Source organism: Vibrio sp. 10N.286.51.C3 (assembly GCF_003050065.1).
In the GTDB taxonomy this organism is placed as follows: domain Bacteria; phylum Pseudomonadota; class Gammaproteobacteria; order Enterobacterales; family Vibrionaceae; genus Vibrio; species Vibrio crassostreae.
Genome location: NZ_PIGC01000002.1, coordinates 118,697 through 134,772, shown reverse-complemented (window position 1 = coordinate 134,772; position 16,076 = coordinate 118,697). Strand labels below are relative to the sequence as shown.

Below are 16,076 nucleotides of genomic sequence, written 5' to 3'. Positions count from 1 at the left end.
ATTTTGCTTAACAATTATGTATTTATTTACAATTTTGTGTGTGAAAAACGTAGCGAGCTCAATAGGCAACTTGAGGCGTGTAGAATCAAATTATTTTACATTCGAGGGGATCTAGCCGTTTGTTTTGTGATTTTAGGTCGCTTAATAATACTCACAATGGATTTATGTGTATTAGATGTATAATTGGGCTCTATTGATTTTCCGGAACGAAGTACCATATAATGCGCGGCGTTATCAAAAATTGCTCAATAAATAGGTAGATGTAGTGAAGAACAATGGGTTAAAAATAGTGGCTATCAGTGCTGCGTTACTGGCTTCGACAGCAACACATGCAAAAATCTCGCAGTGGTCACTAGGCGTTGCTGCCTCTTATTCTCCTGCTGTTTACAAAGACACTCCGTCAAACCGTGCCGTGATCCCTATGATTGGTTATGAAGGTGAGCACTTCTTTATGCGTGGTTTCAGTGCAGGCTATCGCTTATTACCTGCAGGTTCACCGCAAAATATTGTGTTTCGAGCCGTTTATGATTCAAGAACATTAAAGCCGGGTGACTCTGATAACGTTGATATTCAAAAGTTGGATGAACGTGATGCCTCTGTATTGGGTGGTATCAGTTATCAAGTGATTACTCTGGTTGGGATGTTTGAAGCGACTGCAGGTTCGGACTTAGGTTTTAAGCATAACGGTATTTACGCAGAAGCGGCATGGCGCCTACCTATTCGCCGAAATGGTTGGGCGATTACTCCTTCTATTGGTTACGCCTATAACAGTGAGCGTTTGAACAATCACTTATATGGTGTGAGTTCAGCTGAAGCGGCAAGAACAAACCTCAATGAATTCGACGCAGACTGGGATGGCCAGTACTTTATTGGTTTAGGTGGTTACTTGCATGTGACGCCAAATATCCGAGTGACGGGTGGCGTTCGTTATACCAATCTAGAAGGGGATATTGAGAACAGCCCAATACTTGAAAGTGGTATCAACATGGCTGCAAACGTCGGTGTTGCTTACGTTTTCTAGTTACTTTGGTTTTCTCTTTGTATACGAATATTAAAAAAGGGTTACTCGTGATGAGTAACCCTTTTTTGAAATTTTTTAAGCCAGCTGAGGCTTATCTTTTGATGCATTAAGCACTGAAGATTTGAGATAGCTCTGTCGCACATAGGTGGTACTGACGAGGGCAGTTGCGCCATGTTGTTAGCATGCGACGGTATTTGTCTAGCATTGGCATTTGGCTATTGAAGTGGTGATCCGCTTTGTCGAACTGAGGGTAAAGACCTTCAGAATCTACAAGGAAACGCACGTAATGTACGATCTGCGCTTCAGAAGCGATATCAAAACCTAAGAACTGTAGGCGACGTTGGTCTACTTCAGCACGTTCTTGCTCTGCAAGCATTTTGTTTGACTCTTGCATTGCATGATACATCTCCATGATGTCGATAATTTCGCGACATTCTGCTTCAGTCAAACAACCAAACTCTTTGTTAAGTTCACGCATTTGGAGTTCGTAACCACGTTCTACAATCGTTTGTAGACGTTGGTATTTAGCGGAGTTCTCAGGATCCATTTGAGACATTAGGTAGTATTGATTTGATAGAATTAGACGCTGAGCATTGGTCATTTCCATGGGAGAAGCCTCACTAAAAAACTAAATTTTGTATTTTTTTGTTGCAGTAAGAGTAACAGCATTCCTAAGAGTGGAAACATGATCTCAACACGGATTTAATATGATTTTTTGAATTGATAAACAAAAGTTGTAAAGAAAAGTGAAAGGATTGTTTTGCTCGAAAAAGAAAACGCCCCAATCGAAATTGAGGCGTTTGAAATCGCTATGGACGTAAGTCTAGATTAGTATTTTACGTTTGAATGGTACTGGCTTAGAACCTCAACAATCTCGTCCATTTTTTCTTTGCTTGGTGGGTTTGTTCCTTCAAGCGGGTAGTCAAAACCAAGCGCTTCCCATTTATGAGCACCAAGCTTGTGGTACGGAAGCAGTTCTACTTTCTCGATGTTATCCATATCTTTGATGAATTCACCTAGAAGATGAGCATCTTCAGGCGTATCGGTGTAGCCAGGAACAATCACATAGCGAATCCAAGTTTTCTTACCGATTTTGTGCAAGTAGCGCGCAAAATCCAGAGTACGTCGGTTTGATACTCCAATGAAATCGTGGTGAATTTCATCTCGCATGTGTTTAAGATCTAGCATTACTAGATCAGAGGCTTCTAGTACTTCATCGACCACTTCAGTGTGCTTACGAATGTAGCCATTAGTATCAAGACAAGTGTGAATGCCTTCAGCTTGAGCTGCGCGGAAAAAGTCACGAACAAACTCAGGTTGTAGCATCGCTTCACCACCAGAACAGGTGATACCACCGCCCGATGCTTTCATGAAATGACGGTATGATTTTGCTTCGTTGATGATCTCTTCGACCGTTACTTCCTTTCCGTCATGAAGATCCCATGTATCACGGTTATGACAGTACATACAACGCATTAAGCAGCCTTGAAGAAACACAATAAAGCGGATACCAGGGCCATCGACAGTACCACAAGATTCGAATGAGTGAATGCGACCAGTTGTAGACATGAGCTATTCTCGTAGAGGAATTTATACCCTTTATTTTATTACAAAAACGGTACATAAAATAGGGTCAAATGGTAACGAGGTCTTTAAAAATAAAGGCAATCACCCGTTAAGATGATTGCCTTTATTAAACTTGGAAAGTAAAGGACGAAAGCTCTTACTGGTGGCTAGAAGAAAGCAAACATTGTGATACCGCCAGTGGTGTACACTGACTCTTTTGCTTCTTCGTAATCTGGTGTTTTTGCTGTTAGTGCGAAAGAGGCACCAACGTATCGGTTATACCAAGCGACACCCAATACAGCAGTCGCTTGAATATTCTCTAAAGTCACATCATAGATAGCGGGATCTTCGTTGTTTTTATGAGCGTACTCATCAACACCTGAGCGAGCGCCTTCAATTGTTAGGTCGTTGAATCGGTAACGACCTTCAAGGCCTGCATAGGTAAACCAACCAGCGTTTGATGCGCCGATCATGCCAGGTTTGAATGGGTTTTCTGTGGTGATGTTGGCTGCACCAAAGTTGCCACCTAAGTCTGTACCCCAACGGAACATGAAGCCTGTTGAAATGTCACTTCTAAAGTTACCCACGTTGATTTCTGAAACGTTAGAGATTTCGTAGTCAGTATTCGCTAGAGCTTGATTACGCATTAAGTTGAAATGGCTTAGGTAGCCAACGCTTCCCGCCCACTCATCATCAACTTGATATTCCCAGCCCATAGGCTCATCTGATTTTGTGATTGAGTGAACCAGCTTTTGAGCATCTTCTGAAAGTGCACGCTCACCAGTCGTACCAAACGTGATGTTAAAACGCTGAGCTTGTTGTGGATTTAAGCTGATGTAGTTGAATTCGGTGTGTAGGTAACCTGCATACGGGCGATCATTGGCAGATGGTGTTTCCAATTCAATATCTGAAGGCGTATACATTTTGTGGCCAATGGTGATTTCCCACTTATCTAGAGAGCTTGCGCCCCAGTAAGAAAGGCTCAGTGGTTTTACCCAGTTGTATGGTGTAATACTTGATGATGTGTAACCCAGAAATAAGCCGTTGGTATAGTCTTGGTCGACACCAAAAATACCATCGTTATCTAAAGCGAAAGTTAACGTAGAACGATCAGATGCCAAAGATGAAAAAGAAAGGAGAATTAGGGGTAAACAACGCAGGTATTTCATGGAGCAGTTACTCTTAAATTATGAACCGCGATATTACCGTAATTTGACAGGATTTGTGGAAAAAAAGTGAATGGCAGGGTGCTTTTTTGCTCAATCTAACACTTCGAGGGATGGGTTAAGCTTGTGCGATTTACAACGGATATAAAAAAGCCCCGCACATTGGCGAGGCTAATATTATTTACTGTCTATTTAGCGTGAGCTTATAGAGACTCAGTAAATGTACGTGCGATTACGTCAGCTTGTTGCTCTGCAGTTAGAGAGTTAAAGCGAACAGCGTAACCAGATACACGGATTGTTAGCTGAGGGTACTTCTCAGGGTGCTTAACTGCGTCTTCAAGAGTTTCGCGGTTAAGAACGTTAACGTTAAGGTGTTGACCACCTTCAATGCCAGCTTCGTGGTGGAAGTAACCATCCATTAGGCCTGCAAGGTTAGCACGTTGGCTGTCTTGTTCTTTACCTAGTGCGTTTGGCACGATAGAGAACGTGTAAGAGATACCATCTTGTGCATCAGCAAACGGTAGTTTACCTACAGACGTTAGTGAAGCTACTGCGCCTTTCTCATCACGACCGTGCATTGGGTTAGCACCAGGAGCGAAAGGAGCGCCAGCACGACGACCGTCTGGAGTGTTACCAGTTTTCTTACCGTAAACCACGTTAGACGTGATCGTAAGAACTGACTGTGTAGGGATTGAATCACGGTAAGTCTTAAGCTTACGGATCTTGTTCATGAACGTAGAAACTAGTTCACAAGCAATGTCATCTACACGAGAGTCGTTGTTACCGTATTTAGGGTAATCGCCTTCGATTTCGAAGTCAGTTGCGATGCCATCTTCGTCGCGGATTGGTTTAACAGTCGCGAATTTGATTGCAGACAGTGAGTCAGCTGCAACAGATAGACCAGCAATACCACAAGCCATAGTACGACGAACGTCACGGTCATGAAGAGCCATTAGAGAAGCTTCGTAGCTGTACTTGTCGTGCATGTAGTGAATGCTGTTTAGTGCAGTCACGTATTGCTTAGCTAACCAGTCCATGAAGTGATCTAGACGGTCCATTACTTTATCGTAATCAAGAACAGCGTCAGTCATTGGAGCTTCTTTAGGACCAACTTGCATCTTAAGTTTTTCGTCCACACCGCCGTTGATTGCGTAAAGCATTGTTTTCGCAAGGTTAGCACGAGCACCGAAGAACTGCATTTGCTTACCAACGATCATTGGAGATACACAACAAGCGATAGCGTAATCATCAGACTCAAGGTCAGGACGCATTAGGTCATCATTTTCGTACTGGATAGAAGAAGTATCGATAGATACCTTCGCACAGAAACGCTTGAAGCCGTCAGGTAGTTGCTCAGACCAAAGAACAGTGATGTTTGGCTCTGGAGAAGGCCCCATAGTGTATAGAGAGTTTAGGAAACGGAAGTTCGAACGCGTTACTAGCGTACGACCGTCGATACCCATACCACCCATAGATTCTGTTGCCCAGATTGGGTCGCCAGAGAATAGCTCATCGTACTCAGGAGTACGTAGGAAACGAACCATACGCAGCTTCATTACGAAGTGGTCGATCATTTCTTGTGCTTGGTCTTCTGTGATTTTGCCAGCAGCGATATCACGTTCGATGTAGATGTCTAGGAAAGTCGAAGTACGACCTAGAGACATTGCAGCACCGTTTTGAGATTTAACAGCAGCTAGGTAGCCGAAGTAAGTCCACTGGATAGCTTCTTGAGCAGTTTGAGCTGGCTCAGAGATATCGAAACCGTATTTCTCAGCCATTTGCTTGATTTGACCTAGAGCACGATGTTGCTCAGAGATCTCTTCACGCAATTGCATTGTTGCAGAAAGATCTTCGCCGTTCTCGAAACGCTCTTGTAGAGAAGCGAATTGAGCAGCTTTGTCTTTCATTAGGAAATCAATACCGTAAAGTGCAACACGACGGTAGTCACCAATGATACGACCACGGCCGTATGCATCAGGAAGACCAGTCAGAACACCAGACTTACGACATTTTAGGATATCAGGAGTGTAGATATCGAAAACGCCAGCATTGTGTGTTTTGCGGTATTCTGAGTAGATTTTTGAAACCATTGGGTCAAGAGTTTCACCGTATGCTTTACAAGAACCTTCAACCATACGTACACCACCGTTAGGGATGATTGCACGTTTTAGTGGCTTCTCAGTTTGTAGACCAACGATAGTCTCAAGATCTTTCTCAATGTAACCTGCATCGTGAGCAGTAATGGTAGAGATAACAGAAGTATCGAAATCTACAGGTGCTTTAGTTGCGTTTTCCTGTTTGATACCTTCCATTACCGAAGACCAAAGCTTGTTAGTTGCTTCAGTACCCTCAGAAACTAGGAAAGACTCGTCGCCTTCATACGGCGTGTAGTTCTTTTGAATGAAATCACGAACGTTTACTTCGCTTTGCCACTCACCTGCAGCAAAATCTTCCCAAGCTTTAGCAAATTGCTCTGCCATGACATACCTACCTTTTTAGTAGAAAAAATACGTACATTAACACTGTTGAGCCAGCGCCCCTCGTAAGGGTAGTACACTCTTATTAATAACAATATATATGAGCATATAAGCGTCATATGGTTATATATATTGTCACTACTTTTTACATGTTGTCTTTACTCTATGAATTCAAGACTACGCTAAAAAATTCCTGCAAACCTTAAACTAAATCAATAAATGCCAAAAAAAGTTGAAAAAATTTGAGTGACAGGGGTTGCCACCCAAACTTTTTTTTAATCCGATTACTACTTTTGTGTAGTAAGGACCATTATAGCCAAGCTTTTAGACCATATTGGCTTTCTAGCATACCAACTGCAAGCATTGCTACTAGACAGATAACTAAAACACCAACTGGGATAACAATCTTGTCTACAAATGATAGACGCTTCGCACGCTCTTTATCACCAATTAGGCCGTTGTTATCAAGAAGCATAGTCAGTGCCCATGCTAATACCGGGTTAACAACCGCAGAACCGAAGATACAGATACCAGCCGCTTGAGAATCTTTTGAATCCTTAACCATTTGCATACCCGCTTCAAGTAGAGGTAGAGATACACCTACAAGTAGCGCTACACGCATCACTGGTGGCCATACCGCAACGTCCATTGGGAAACCAAGAATCGCAACAATAATACATAGAGAACCAAGTAAGATTGCGCCGCCGGGAATTGGACGTTTCGCGATTGCAGCTGGGATCATGTAAGTACCCCAAGAAGATGTGATGTTACCACCACCAACCGCAGTACCAACCATTTGACGAACTGAACACATAGTCATTGTGTCATCTACGTCCATAAGTACTTTTTCAGACTTTTTAGGGTAGTTCAGTTCTTGGAAGATACGGTGACCTAGGAAGTCAGGTGACCACATCGCTACTGCAAGAATTGCAAATGGTAGAGAAGCGATGAAGTGTTCAACGTTTGGTAAGCCAAGCATCCAACCTTCAGAAGTAGAACCCCACCAGTAAACTGGGTTTAGGTTTGGAATACCCATTTCAGTTTCGAACACGATATCGAAACCTGCACCTAGTGCTAATGCAATAGCAAGGCCTGTGAATGCACACACTGGGATAGCCAACCAACGCTTGTTTACTTTTGCTAAGAAAGCGTAGATAGCAATAGTAATAGCAAGAACAATTAAACCAACGTAACCCATACTGCCCGCTTCAACAGTAGAAGATTGAAGACCAACCGCCCATGTTTGAATTGAGTTAATTTGGCTCATGGTGCCCGTTAGGCCTAAGAAAATGAGCAAGCCACCAGCGGTACCTTCCGAAGTTAGGTTAACCAGCTTGGAGCCGCCTTTTAGGAAACTTAGGATTAGACCGAAAACACCAATAAGAATTGCCAATGCAAGAGGGTGAGCACCAGCTAAAGCAATGGTACCAATAAGAGGAATCATTGGGCCGTGGTTACCGGCAAGGTTTGCTTTAGGGTTAAAGAAACCAGAAGCAAGGATACAAAACAGCAGTGCAGGGATAAGCATTTCTACACGAGCGACTTCAATCGCAAACTCTTTACCTAAGTTTACGTGATCCCAAGCTTGAGTTAGGCCATCAGCCCAAGACATCATTACTGCTGAGTACATCGCGATGATACCAATGGTACCAGCAAGTGCAGGAACAAGGTCTTCAAGTTCAAAGCGGAAGTCACGACCAGGAAGGTTTAAACCGAAGCGGCGAGGCTTCATGATTTGAAGCTCATGATCTAGATAATCTGAGCGGCTCTCAAATTCAGAAGCAGGGCGGTGTAGCTCTTTATAGCTTTTCTCTTCTACTTCAGAGTTCGCATTGTTCACAACGTCTGACATAGATTCCTCATATTTTTATGTTAGTAATTCTAAAATTGAATTCTATAAGTTCGCGTAATTGCGTTATTTCTTAGTTATAACTCATTAACATTATGTTGCACGGTCTTGATGTGCTTTATGCAGCTAAGTTAAAAGAAATGTTTGGCATTTTTAATGCCTTATTCTTTGCTGAGGAGTCTAACAAGCTTACCCTTTAGGGTGATTGATCTTGATCACTTTATGAGTGTATGTGAAAGAAAGCTACAAAACGCAGCGATTCATTAACTTTCCATTGATGAATCGTGTAATTAGTTTTCACAAATTGACGTTTTCTTATCTTCTCCGAGCCTTTACCGCTATGGAATTGGCTGAATGCTTTATGTTTACTGAGTTATCTCACTATTACTCGCTTGCCCCACGCTCTGAGTAAAATACTTACAATGTAATAACCTTAAAATAATTGTGAATTATGGTGAGGATGGTGTGCTGAATGTTCGCGCTATATTTTGTGGGTCGCGATGTTTCTAAGTTCACAAAACCTGTTTTTCTTGTGAGACATCAAGCTACGAGAATCTCATTTTGGTTAACTTTATTTAAACAATGTAAGGGGTGTAATTACAGCTTATTGATAGAACTCATTCATTAAATTGAGGCGAAAACGCTACCTTTTGCATAATAAGTCAGAGTGAATCGCTATTTATTCCAATTTATTAGGTTAATAATTTGTTGCATGTTTTTTCGTGTGGTGCTAGTTTGTATCGCATGAAAAGGTCGGAGTACCTTGCATTTTCACAAACTTGGGAGAGAAAGCGCATGAAAGATGTACCAGCGCTGGACATAAAGGATCTACACAAAACGTTTGGTCAAAATGAAGTTTTAAAAGGAATTTCACTTTCTGCGCATAAAGGCGATGTTGTATCGATTATCGGATCTTCAGGGTCGGGTAAAAGTACTTTCCTTAGATGTATCAACCTTTTAGAGACACCAACCGCAGGCGAAATTTGGGTTAATGGCGAATTAATTCAAATGAAAAACAACCGCCAAGGTGTATCTGTTCCTGCTAATGAAAAACAAGTACAGCGAATCCGTTCTCGCTTAGCGATGGTTTTTCAAGGCTTCAATCTTTGGTCTCACCTGACCGTTCTCGAAAATGTTATCGAAGCGCCTGTTCACGTCTTAGGTGTACCTAAAGCTCAAGCGATTGAAAATGCAGAACTACTACTTAAAAAAGTAGGCCTGTATGAGCGTAAAGATTACTACCCAGGTCATTTATCAGGTGGGCAACAACAACGTGCGGCAATTGCTCGAGCGTTAGCGGTTGATCCTGAGGTGATGCTGTTTGATGAACCAACATCGGCACTTGACCCTGAGTTAGTTGGGGAAGTACTTGGTGTAATGCGTGATCTAGCAGAAGAAGGAAGAACCATGCTTGTGGTAACACATGAAATGGCTTTTGCTCGTGACGTATCCAACCATGTGATGTTCCTGCATCAAGGCTTAGTGGAAGAACAGGGCGATCCAGCTAAACTGTTTACTGAGCCTGAATCTGAGCGATTACAACAATTTATCTCATCGATTTACTAATCAGAATTGAAATGCTGTTGCTAAGGTAAATGGCGACAGTGTTAACAATGAAACACAACAAGTAAGTTAATAAGTAACAACAAACACAATATTAAAATTAGCAAAACATAAAAACCTAAATCACAGGAGTAGGGATATGAAAAAGTGGTTATTAGTCGCGGCACTTGCTGCAACTGCTGCAACGGGCGTAGCTCAAGCAAAAGAATGGAAAACAGTACGTTTCGGTATTGAAGGTGCTTACCCTCCATTTAGCTGGACAGAAGCTGACGGTTCACTAAAAGGCTTCGATGTCGATATGGCTAACGCACTTTGTACTGAAATGCAGGTGAAGTGTAAGATTGTTGCACAAGACTGGGATGGCATTATCCCTTCTCTACTTGCTCGTAAATATGATGCGATCATCGCGGCAATGTCTATCACGGAAGAGCGTAAGAAAAAGATCGATTTCACTGGCAAATACGCACTTATCCCAAACAAGTTCATCGCTAAAAAAGGTGCAGGTCTTAACTTCGATGATCTAAGCGGTCAAAAAATTGCGGTTCAACGTGCAACAACTCACGATAAATATCTAACAGACAACTACGGTGACACAGTAGAAATCGTTCGTTACGGTTCATTCGATGAAGCTTACCTTGATCTAGCTAACGGTCGTGTTGCTGCTGTACTGGGTGATGCATCTGCTCTAGAAGAAGGCGTACTAAACAAAGCTGGTGGTGAAGACTACGAGTTTGTTGGTCCATCACTAACAGATCCTAAGTGGTTCGGTGAAGGTTTTGGTATTGCTCTACGTAAGCAAGACAAAGATCTGACTAAGCAATTAGATGCTGCAATCCTTTCACTACGTGAGAAAGGCATCTACCAAGATATCGCTGCTAAATACTTCAACTACGACGTATACGGTCAGTAATTTCTAGCGTCACTTCTTAAGGGAGAGGTTCTCCTCTCCCTGTCTTACCAACTTTTTCGCAGTTCTGTTGGAATTCATTATGTTTGATTTACAAGGATATGAAGCTTCGATCCTGAAAGGGGCGGTGCTTACAATCGAAGTTGCCTTGCTGTCGCTAATTTTAGCTATGGTTCTTGGTATGCTAGGTGCCTTAGCAAAACTAGCGCCTTATCGTTGGGCTCGTGCTATTGCAACCCTCTATACAACTGTTATTCGAGGCATTCCTGATCTCGTCTTGATGATGCTGATTTTCTTTGGTGGACAAATCCTTTTAAACAACAGTTTGTATTCCATCAATGAGTGGCTCAATGAGTGGTTCACCTCAAGTGATCCTAACCACGAATGGACCTCTTACTTACCAGATTATATTGATGTCAGCCCATTCATTGCTGGTGTCTTAACCATTGGCTTCATCTTTGGCGCTTACATGGCTGAAACCTTCCGTGGTGCAATCATGGCTGTTGACAGCGGTGAGATGGAAGCCGCGAAGGCCTACGGCATGGGACCCGTTTTAGCGTTCCGTCGTATTCTATTACCGCAAATGATTCGTCACGCACTGCCGGGCTTTGGTAACAACTGGTTAGTTCTGCTTAAGACGACTGCGTTGGTATCGATTATCGGCCTAGAAGACATGGTCCGCGTTAGCGCATTAGCGGCAGGTTCAACCAAAATGCCATTTACCTTCTATATGACGGTGGCGCTGATCTTCTTATTCTTCACCAGTGTTTCGACGGGCTTACTTAAGTTGGTTGAACGTAAATTCAGTATCCACGCGAGGTAGTTATGGACTTTTCATTGATAATTGAAAGCCTGCCGATTTACCTTGGTGGTTTATGGACAACAGCTTGGATGGTTTGCGTCGCTTTGATTATTGGCTTATTCGTAGCCATACCATTAGCTATCGCTCGTAACAGCCCAAATATGATGATTAACGCTCCGGCTTGGTCGTTCATCTATTTCTTCCGTGGTACGCCGTTATTGGTGCAGTTGTACCTGATTTATTACGGTATGGATCAATTCTTCCCAGTAAAAGATACGTTATGGGAAAATGCATGGTTCTGTGCTCTGGTGGCATTCATTCTTAACACATCAGCATATACAGCAGAGATCATTCGCGGTGCCATTAACGGCTTACCTAAAGGTGAAGTTGAAGCCGCAAAAGCGTACGGTATGAGCACACCAAAGACTTACCGCCGCATCATTCTGCCAAGTGCTTTACGTCGCGCACTGCCAGCTTACAGTAATGAAGTCATCTTCATGCTTCACGGCTCTGCGGTAGCAGGTATCGTAACCATTATGGATCTAACTGGTGCAGCTCGTTTGGTTAACTCACGTTATTACGCTCCATTTGAATCTTTCCTAACGGCAGGTCTGTTTTACATGGCGCTCACGTTTATCATCATCGCGATTTTCAAATTCGCAGAGAAACGTTTCCTTGCTTACCTAAGGCCTCTTAGTTAATCGCACCCTGTACAAATCATATTAATAAAACGGCGCTTCTATAGCGCCGTTTTTTGTATCGAAAAGGTAACACAGTCATGGTTTGGGCAGAGGCTCGTCAATACGAACTATAGATTTTTAAAAACAGTTAACTTGCTTCAAATTGCGTTCACGCATTCATTAGAATAATTGCTTTAGACTTAACTATAGATAGACTCGGAAAGATTTTGTTGTTGTACGGAATAATGATGAAAAAGAGTAACTTACTAGCGAACTTGGTTCTTTGTGTTATCACGTTATCACTTTTAGGGTGCGGAGGTGGTAGTGGCGGTGAAAGTGCCCAAACTGGTTCTGGAGGTTCTGGAGGTTCTGGAGGTTCTGGAGGTTCTGGAGGTTCTGGAGGTTCTGGAGGTTCTGGAGGTTCTGGAGGTTCTGGAGGTAATGACGGTGATGGAAGCGGTGAGCCAGATATAAACCCAATTCCGCAAACCGCAGTTCAAAAAGCCTTGTCGACTGGTAATGCTTCTTATGTTGATAATTCCTTGGAGTTTATTGAGGCAAGCCAAGCATTAGTTGCTCAATACAACGAGGACTACAATCATATTAAGCAAGCTTTATCCCAAAACTTTGAAGGGGAACCTCTACGTAATCTTCATTGGGATCCAACACATGACACGGCAATCATCTTACCTACCTATGGCTTTAACGATGTCATCTTAAAAACCAATAAAGCGATGCAAGATGGCTATGCCAACCAAGAGCTTGTCATTGGTATTGCGGGTTATACGTCAGACGACAACCGCTATGCAGCATTAGCAAGTAACCCGTTTCGAACTAAGCAGCGCTTTCCTGATTCTGTCAACGAAGAGATGGATACTTGGTTGAAGAACTTAGTTAGGTGGACTTCTAGTACTGACTCGCCACAGAATGTTGTGTTAGCTCAGCTTGATCAGTCTCATTATTTTCCTGATGATCAAGCGACACGAAACTGGTTAAACGACAATGTTAATGCTTCTATGGTTATCAACGCTGACAATACTTGTGATGGTAGTAAATTAAGTCAATGTATTGAAGCCAATAACCCTGACTTGCTAGTTTTGTCTCAAAAGTTAAATGATGGTGATGACATTGAAGATGTGATTTCAGGGTTACGTTTGGCGTTCACCAAAAATATTCCAGTGTTATATCTACATCTTGATGGCGGTATGACGGACTTAGGTAATGCCTTGTTTGCTGAAATGCACATGACCTACGTTGGTGATAACTATTGGCGCAAGCTTGGCCTGTCTAATTGGGATTCTACACAGCTCATTAATCAGGTACCGGATAACATTGTTCAACAACAAGCGCTTTTACAGAGACTGAAAGATGATAGTTTTACCGTTGACTTGACTACCTGCGATGACAAATCTTGCCCTGATGAATCCAATATGGATGAAGAGTTCTATACTGCAGCAAACAGTATTCGTTCGCACTTAACATCACTTGATAGTAACAAAGTTGACCTATTTTCAACCGATGATTACGAATATGAAAAGTTGTTACTGTTACTTGCGGATCGCTATCGCCAAGACGTTCAGTACCCAATGGGTAAGGGCGTGACAGAGAGAATTGATTTTCTTCGCTCTTATTACAGTGATTACGCGACCTACAACAGTCGCGTGTATAACGCGGCGCAACCAAGTCTAGGCAATTTCAGTACCAAGAGTTTTGAAAACGTACCGCTCGTCACCAAAACAATTGCCTTTGAGTCCAAGAGACACTTTCGATCAGCTGGAGTGTACGCATTGCCAGGTGAGACGATTAAGGTGACTCGCTTAGACAGTAACGAAGTGGCTACGTCTATTGCATTTAATACATTGCGTAGTGGCGCGACACACGAGTTTTCAGGCAATGACGGTTACGCTCGGCCGAAATTTTTAACCTCGGTAACTTATCCAGTGAAACCAGGCGAGACGATTTATCTCACTTCAGCCTATGGTGGAACATTACAGGTTCATTTTGATACCAATGATATCGATGTGGAGTTGTGTTTTGAAAATGTTGCTCAACACCCGGTTTGGCGAAGTGAGGCGGACAACGATAGTTTTGTGGCACAACTTGAAGAAGGAAAGTTTGACTGGGCAGAACTGGTAACACCTGGATTTGAAGTCCACTCTAAACTAGACAAAATGAAAGAGTCTATCAGTGCTGCTGATTGGGCTCAGCCTCATGATATGGCTCTTGCCACAGAGCGTTATGTACATAACTTTCCTCATGCACTTGCAGGCTTTAAAGGGCCGGGTATTGATGAAATTGCTGAAATACACCAATACGGGGAAGACAAGGGCTGGGAAATTGCAACCATTGACATTGTAAAGCATATGAATGCAGACCAAGCTAACTGTGGCTATGGTTGTTCAGGAAACCCGTATGATGCCTATTGGTCGTTTCATCCATTAGGGCATGGTGATCTTCACGAGTTAGGGCATGGTTTAGAGCGTGGTCGATTTAGGTTTAGCGGCTGGGATGGGCACTCTACAACGAACTACTATTCGTATTTTAGTAAATCAAAATATTATAAAGACACCGGAAAAGTATCGTCTTGCCAAGGCTTAGATTTTAAAGGGCAGTATGAACTTTTGCAGCAGAGCCGAGCTCAATCTGACCCAAATGCTTTTATGGCAGCTCAGAATCAAACCGGTTGGAGCTGGGGAGCGAGAGTCTTCATTCAAATGATGATGTTAACTGAGCAGCAAGGTGTATTGAGTTCTGGTTGGCATTTGCTAGGGCGTTTACACTTGATTGAGCGTGAGTTTAATCGTTTAAAGTCGAGTGACGAGTTGTGGGTTGCAAATAGGCAAACCATTGGCTTTGACAGCTATTCAAGAGAGGAAGCAAATCAGATCACGAACGACGATTGGCTGTTGGTTGCGCTGAGTTATGTCAATGAGCGGGATATGCGGAATTATCTAGATATGTGGGGCTTTAGTTTTACGGATAAAGCAAAACAACAAGTAGTGACACTGAATTTGCCACCAATGCCACTAACGTACTTCGCGAGCTCAAACCAAGGTTATTGTGTCGATGAGTTTGCCACAGCACCTATTAGTATCGACGGGACAACCCCTTGGCCAATCAACTAATCTAAAAAGTAAATAGGGAGCATGAGCTCCCTATTTTCTACTTAAACGTCGACCAAATTGGTGCGTGGTCAGATGGCTTTTCAATGCCACGTAGTTCGTAGTCGATGCCTGCTTCAGTACACTTATCAGCAAGTTTCTGAGTTGCTAGGACTACATCAATACGTAGGCCGCGGTTGTCTACGAAACCTTTTGAACGGTAATCAAACCACGAGTATTGATCATTCACTTCAGGGTGCAGTAGACGGAAGCTATCCACAAAACCCCAATCCATTAGAGTTTTTAGCCATTCGCGTTCTTCAGGTTGGAAAGAGCACTTACCGGTTTTCAACCAACGTTTCGCATTAGGTTCACCAATGCCGATGTCTGCGTCGATAGGGCTGATATTAATGTCGCCCATCACGATCACTTGTTCATCTTTGTTGTGGTGATCGTTTAGGTAAGTCATCAAGTCTTTGTAGAACTCGCGTTTGTACGGGTATTTTGTTTCATGCTTGATGTTGTCCCCTTGAGGGAAGTAGCCATTTAGCACGGTAACCTTTTCACCATTTTCATCTTCAAACGTCGCCATGATCATGCGTTTTTGATGGTCTTCATTATCTGTTGGGAAACCCTTCTGAACTGAGATTGGCTCTTGCTTACACAACATTGCCACACCGTAGTGTGCTTTTTGGCCGTGGAAATAAACCTTGTAACCCATTGCTTCAACATCAGCAATTGGGAAGGCTTCATCGTGTACTTTTATCTCTTGCAGACCAATTACGTCCGGTTGGTGTTTGTCGATAACAGCTTGCAGTTGATGAAGGCGGGCTCTCAGGCCGTTGATGTTGAAGCTAATTACTTTCATTTGTTTTTATACCTCTCGTAAACCTTTGTCACTGCGAGTTTTCAAAGATTTTTTGATTTGGTGGATTTCATGGTTA

Annotated in this window: 12 protein-coding genes; 6 read left to right on the top strand and 6 right to left on the bottom strand. The window is 42.7% G+C overall.

All coding sequences use genetic code 11. From position 1 onward, the window contains the following. Positions 1-265 precede the first annotated feature (265 nt). Entirely contained in the window at positions 266-1,021 is a 756-nt protein-coding gene (locus tag CWO27_RS02325) for a MipA/OmpV family protein (RefSeq protein ID WP_057621885.1), read from the top strand. Between the two features lie 106 nt (positions 1,022-1,127). Here the strand turns inward: CWO27_RS02325 and CWO27_RS02320 are convergent, their stop codons facing one another. The 5 genes from CWO27_RS02320 to CWO27_RS02300 form a co-directional block, all read right to left on the bottom strand. Then, positions 1,128-1,628 carry a YfbU family protein gene (locus CWO27_RS02320; protein WP_017631241.1) on the bottom strand — a complete coding sequence of 167 codons (501 nt, stop codon included), beginning with the start codon at positions 1,626-1,628 and terminating at the stop codon, positions 1,128-1,130. 221 nt (positions 1,629-1,849) lie between these two features. Then, positions 1,850-2,590, bottom strand: coding sequence for a pyruvate formate lyase 1-activating protein (pflA, locus tag CWO27_RS02315; protein WP_102432542.1), 741 nt, complete (start codon positions 2,588-2,590; stop codon positions 1,850-1,852). A 164-nt stretch (positions 2,591-2,754) separates the two neighbouring features. Further along, positions 2,755-3,756, bottom strand: a complete 1,002-nt coding sequence (locus tag CWO27_RS02310; RefSeq protein WP_107898507.1) for a lipid A deacylase LpxR family protein — start codon at positions 3,754-3,756, stop codon at positions 2,755-2,757. 200 nt (positions 3,757-3,956) lie between these two features. Next, positions 3,957-6,233 carry a formate C-acetyltransferase gene (gene pflB / locus CWO27_RS02305; protein WP_055319744.1) on the bottom strand — a complete coding sequence of 759 codons (2,277 nt, stop codon included), beginning with the start codon at positions 6,231-6,233 and terminating at the stop codon, positions 3,957-3,959. Positions 6,234-6,540: 307 nt separating this feature from the next. Next, on the bottom strand, positions 6,541-8,082 hold the full coding sequence (locus tag CWO27_RS02300; RefSeq protein ID WP_048664665.1) for a DUF3360 family protein: 1,542 nt from the start codon (positions 8,080-8,082) through the stop codon (positions 6,541-6,543). Positions 8,083-8,874: 792 nt separating this feature from the next. Here CWO27_RS02300 and CWO27_RS02295 point away from each other — a divergent pair. The 5 genes from CWO27_RS02295 to CWO27_RS02275 all read left to right on the top strand — a co-directional run bounded on the left by CWO27_RS02295 (position 8,875) and on the right by CWO27_RS02275 (position 15,156). Then, complete coding sequence (locus CWO27_RS02295; protein ID WP_004736532.1) at positions 8,875-9,645, top strand: ABC transporter ATP-binding protein; 771 nt, start codon at positions 8,875-8,877, stop codon at positions 9,643-9,645. Between the two features lie 136 nt (positions 9,646-9,781). Then, the gene (locus tag CWO27_RS02290; protein WP_107898506.1) at positions 9,782-10,552 is read left to right on the top strand and encodes an ABC transporter substrate-binding protein; all 771 of its coding nucleotides are present in this window, start codon (positions 9,782-9,784) and stop codon (positions 10,550-10,552) included. A gap of 79 nt (positions 10,553-10,631) precedes the next feature. Further along, positions 10,632-11,372 (top strand): ABC transporter permease, encoded by a 741-nt coding sequence (locus CWO27_RS02285; RefSeq protein WP_048659692.1) that lies wholly within the window; start codon positions 10,632-10,634, stop codon positions 11,370-11,372. Between the two features lie 2 nt (positions 11,373-11,374). Beyond that, positions 11,375-12,052 carry an ABC transporter permease gene (locus tag CWO27_RS02280; protein ID WP_060982332.1) on the top strand — a complete coding sequence of 226 codons (678 nt, stop codon included), beginning with the start codon at positions 11,375-11,377 and terminating at the stop codon, positions 12,050-12,052. A gap of 227 nt (positions 12,053-12,279) precedes the next feature. Beyond that, positions 12,280-15,156: an ImpA family metalloprotease gene (locus CWO27_RS02275; protein WP_107898505.1), complete on the top strand. Its 2,877-nt coding sequence runs from the start codon at positions 12,280-12,282 to the stop codon at positions 15,154-15,156. Positions 15,157-15,193: 37 nt separating this feature from the next. Here CWO27_RS02275 and xthA read toward each other — a convergent pair whose 3' ends face one another. Then, on the bottom strand, positions 15,194-16,000 hold the full coding sequence (gene xthA / locus CWO27_RS02270) for an exodeoxyribonuclease III (protein WP_019824400.1): 807 nt from the start codon (positions 15,998-16,000) through the stop codon (positions 15,194-15,196). Positions 16,001-16,076 lie beyond the last annotated feature (76 nt).

Bases quoted from the DNA above. Each gene is read 5' to 3' on its own strand.
- CWO27_RS02300 (WP_048664665.1), bottom strand. From the start codon at position 8,082: ATGTCAGACGTTGTGAACAATGCGAACTCTGAAGTAGAAGAGAAAAGC.
- xthA (WP_019824400.1), bottom strand. From the start codon at position 16,000: ATGAAAGTAATTAGCTTCAACATCAACGGCCTGAGAGCCCGCCTTCAT.
- pflB (WP_055319744.1), bottom strand. From the start codon at position 6,233: ATGGCAGAGCAATTTGCTAAAGCTTGGGAAGATTTTGCTGCAGGTGAG.
- CWO27_RS02295 (WP_004736532.1), top strand. From the start codon at position 8,875: ATGAAAGATGTACCAGCGCTGGACATAAAGGATCTACACAAAACGTTT.
- CWO27_RS02285 (WP_048659692.1), top strand. From the start codon at position 10,632: ATGTTTGATTTACAAGGATATGAAGCTTCGATCCTGAAAGGGGCGGTG.
- CWO27_RS02310 (WP_107898507.1), bottom strand. From the start codon at position 3,756: ATGAAATACCTGCGTTGTTTACCCCTAATTCTCCTTTCTTTTTCATCT.
- CWO27_RS02280 (WP_060982332.1), top strand. From the start codon at position 11,375: ATGGACTTTTCATTGATAATTGAAAGCCTGCCGATTTACCTTGGTGGT.
- CWO27_RS02290 (WP_107898506.1), top strand. From the start codon at position 9,782: ATGAAAAAGTGGTTATTAGTCGCGGCACTTGCTGCAACTGCTGCAACG.
- CWO27_RS02275 (WP_107898505.1), top strand. From the start codon at position 12,280: ATGAAAAAGAGTAACTTACTAGCGAACTTGGTTCTTTGTGTTATCACG.
- CWO27_RS02320 (WP_017631241.1), bottom strand. From the start codon at position 1,628: ATGGAAATGACCAATGCTCAGCGTCTAATTCTATCAAATCAATACTAC.
- pflA (WP_102432542.1), bottom strand. From the start codon at position 2,590: ATGTCTACAACTGGTCGCATTCACTCATTCGAATCTTGTGGTACTGTC.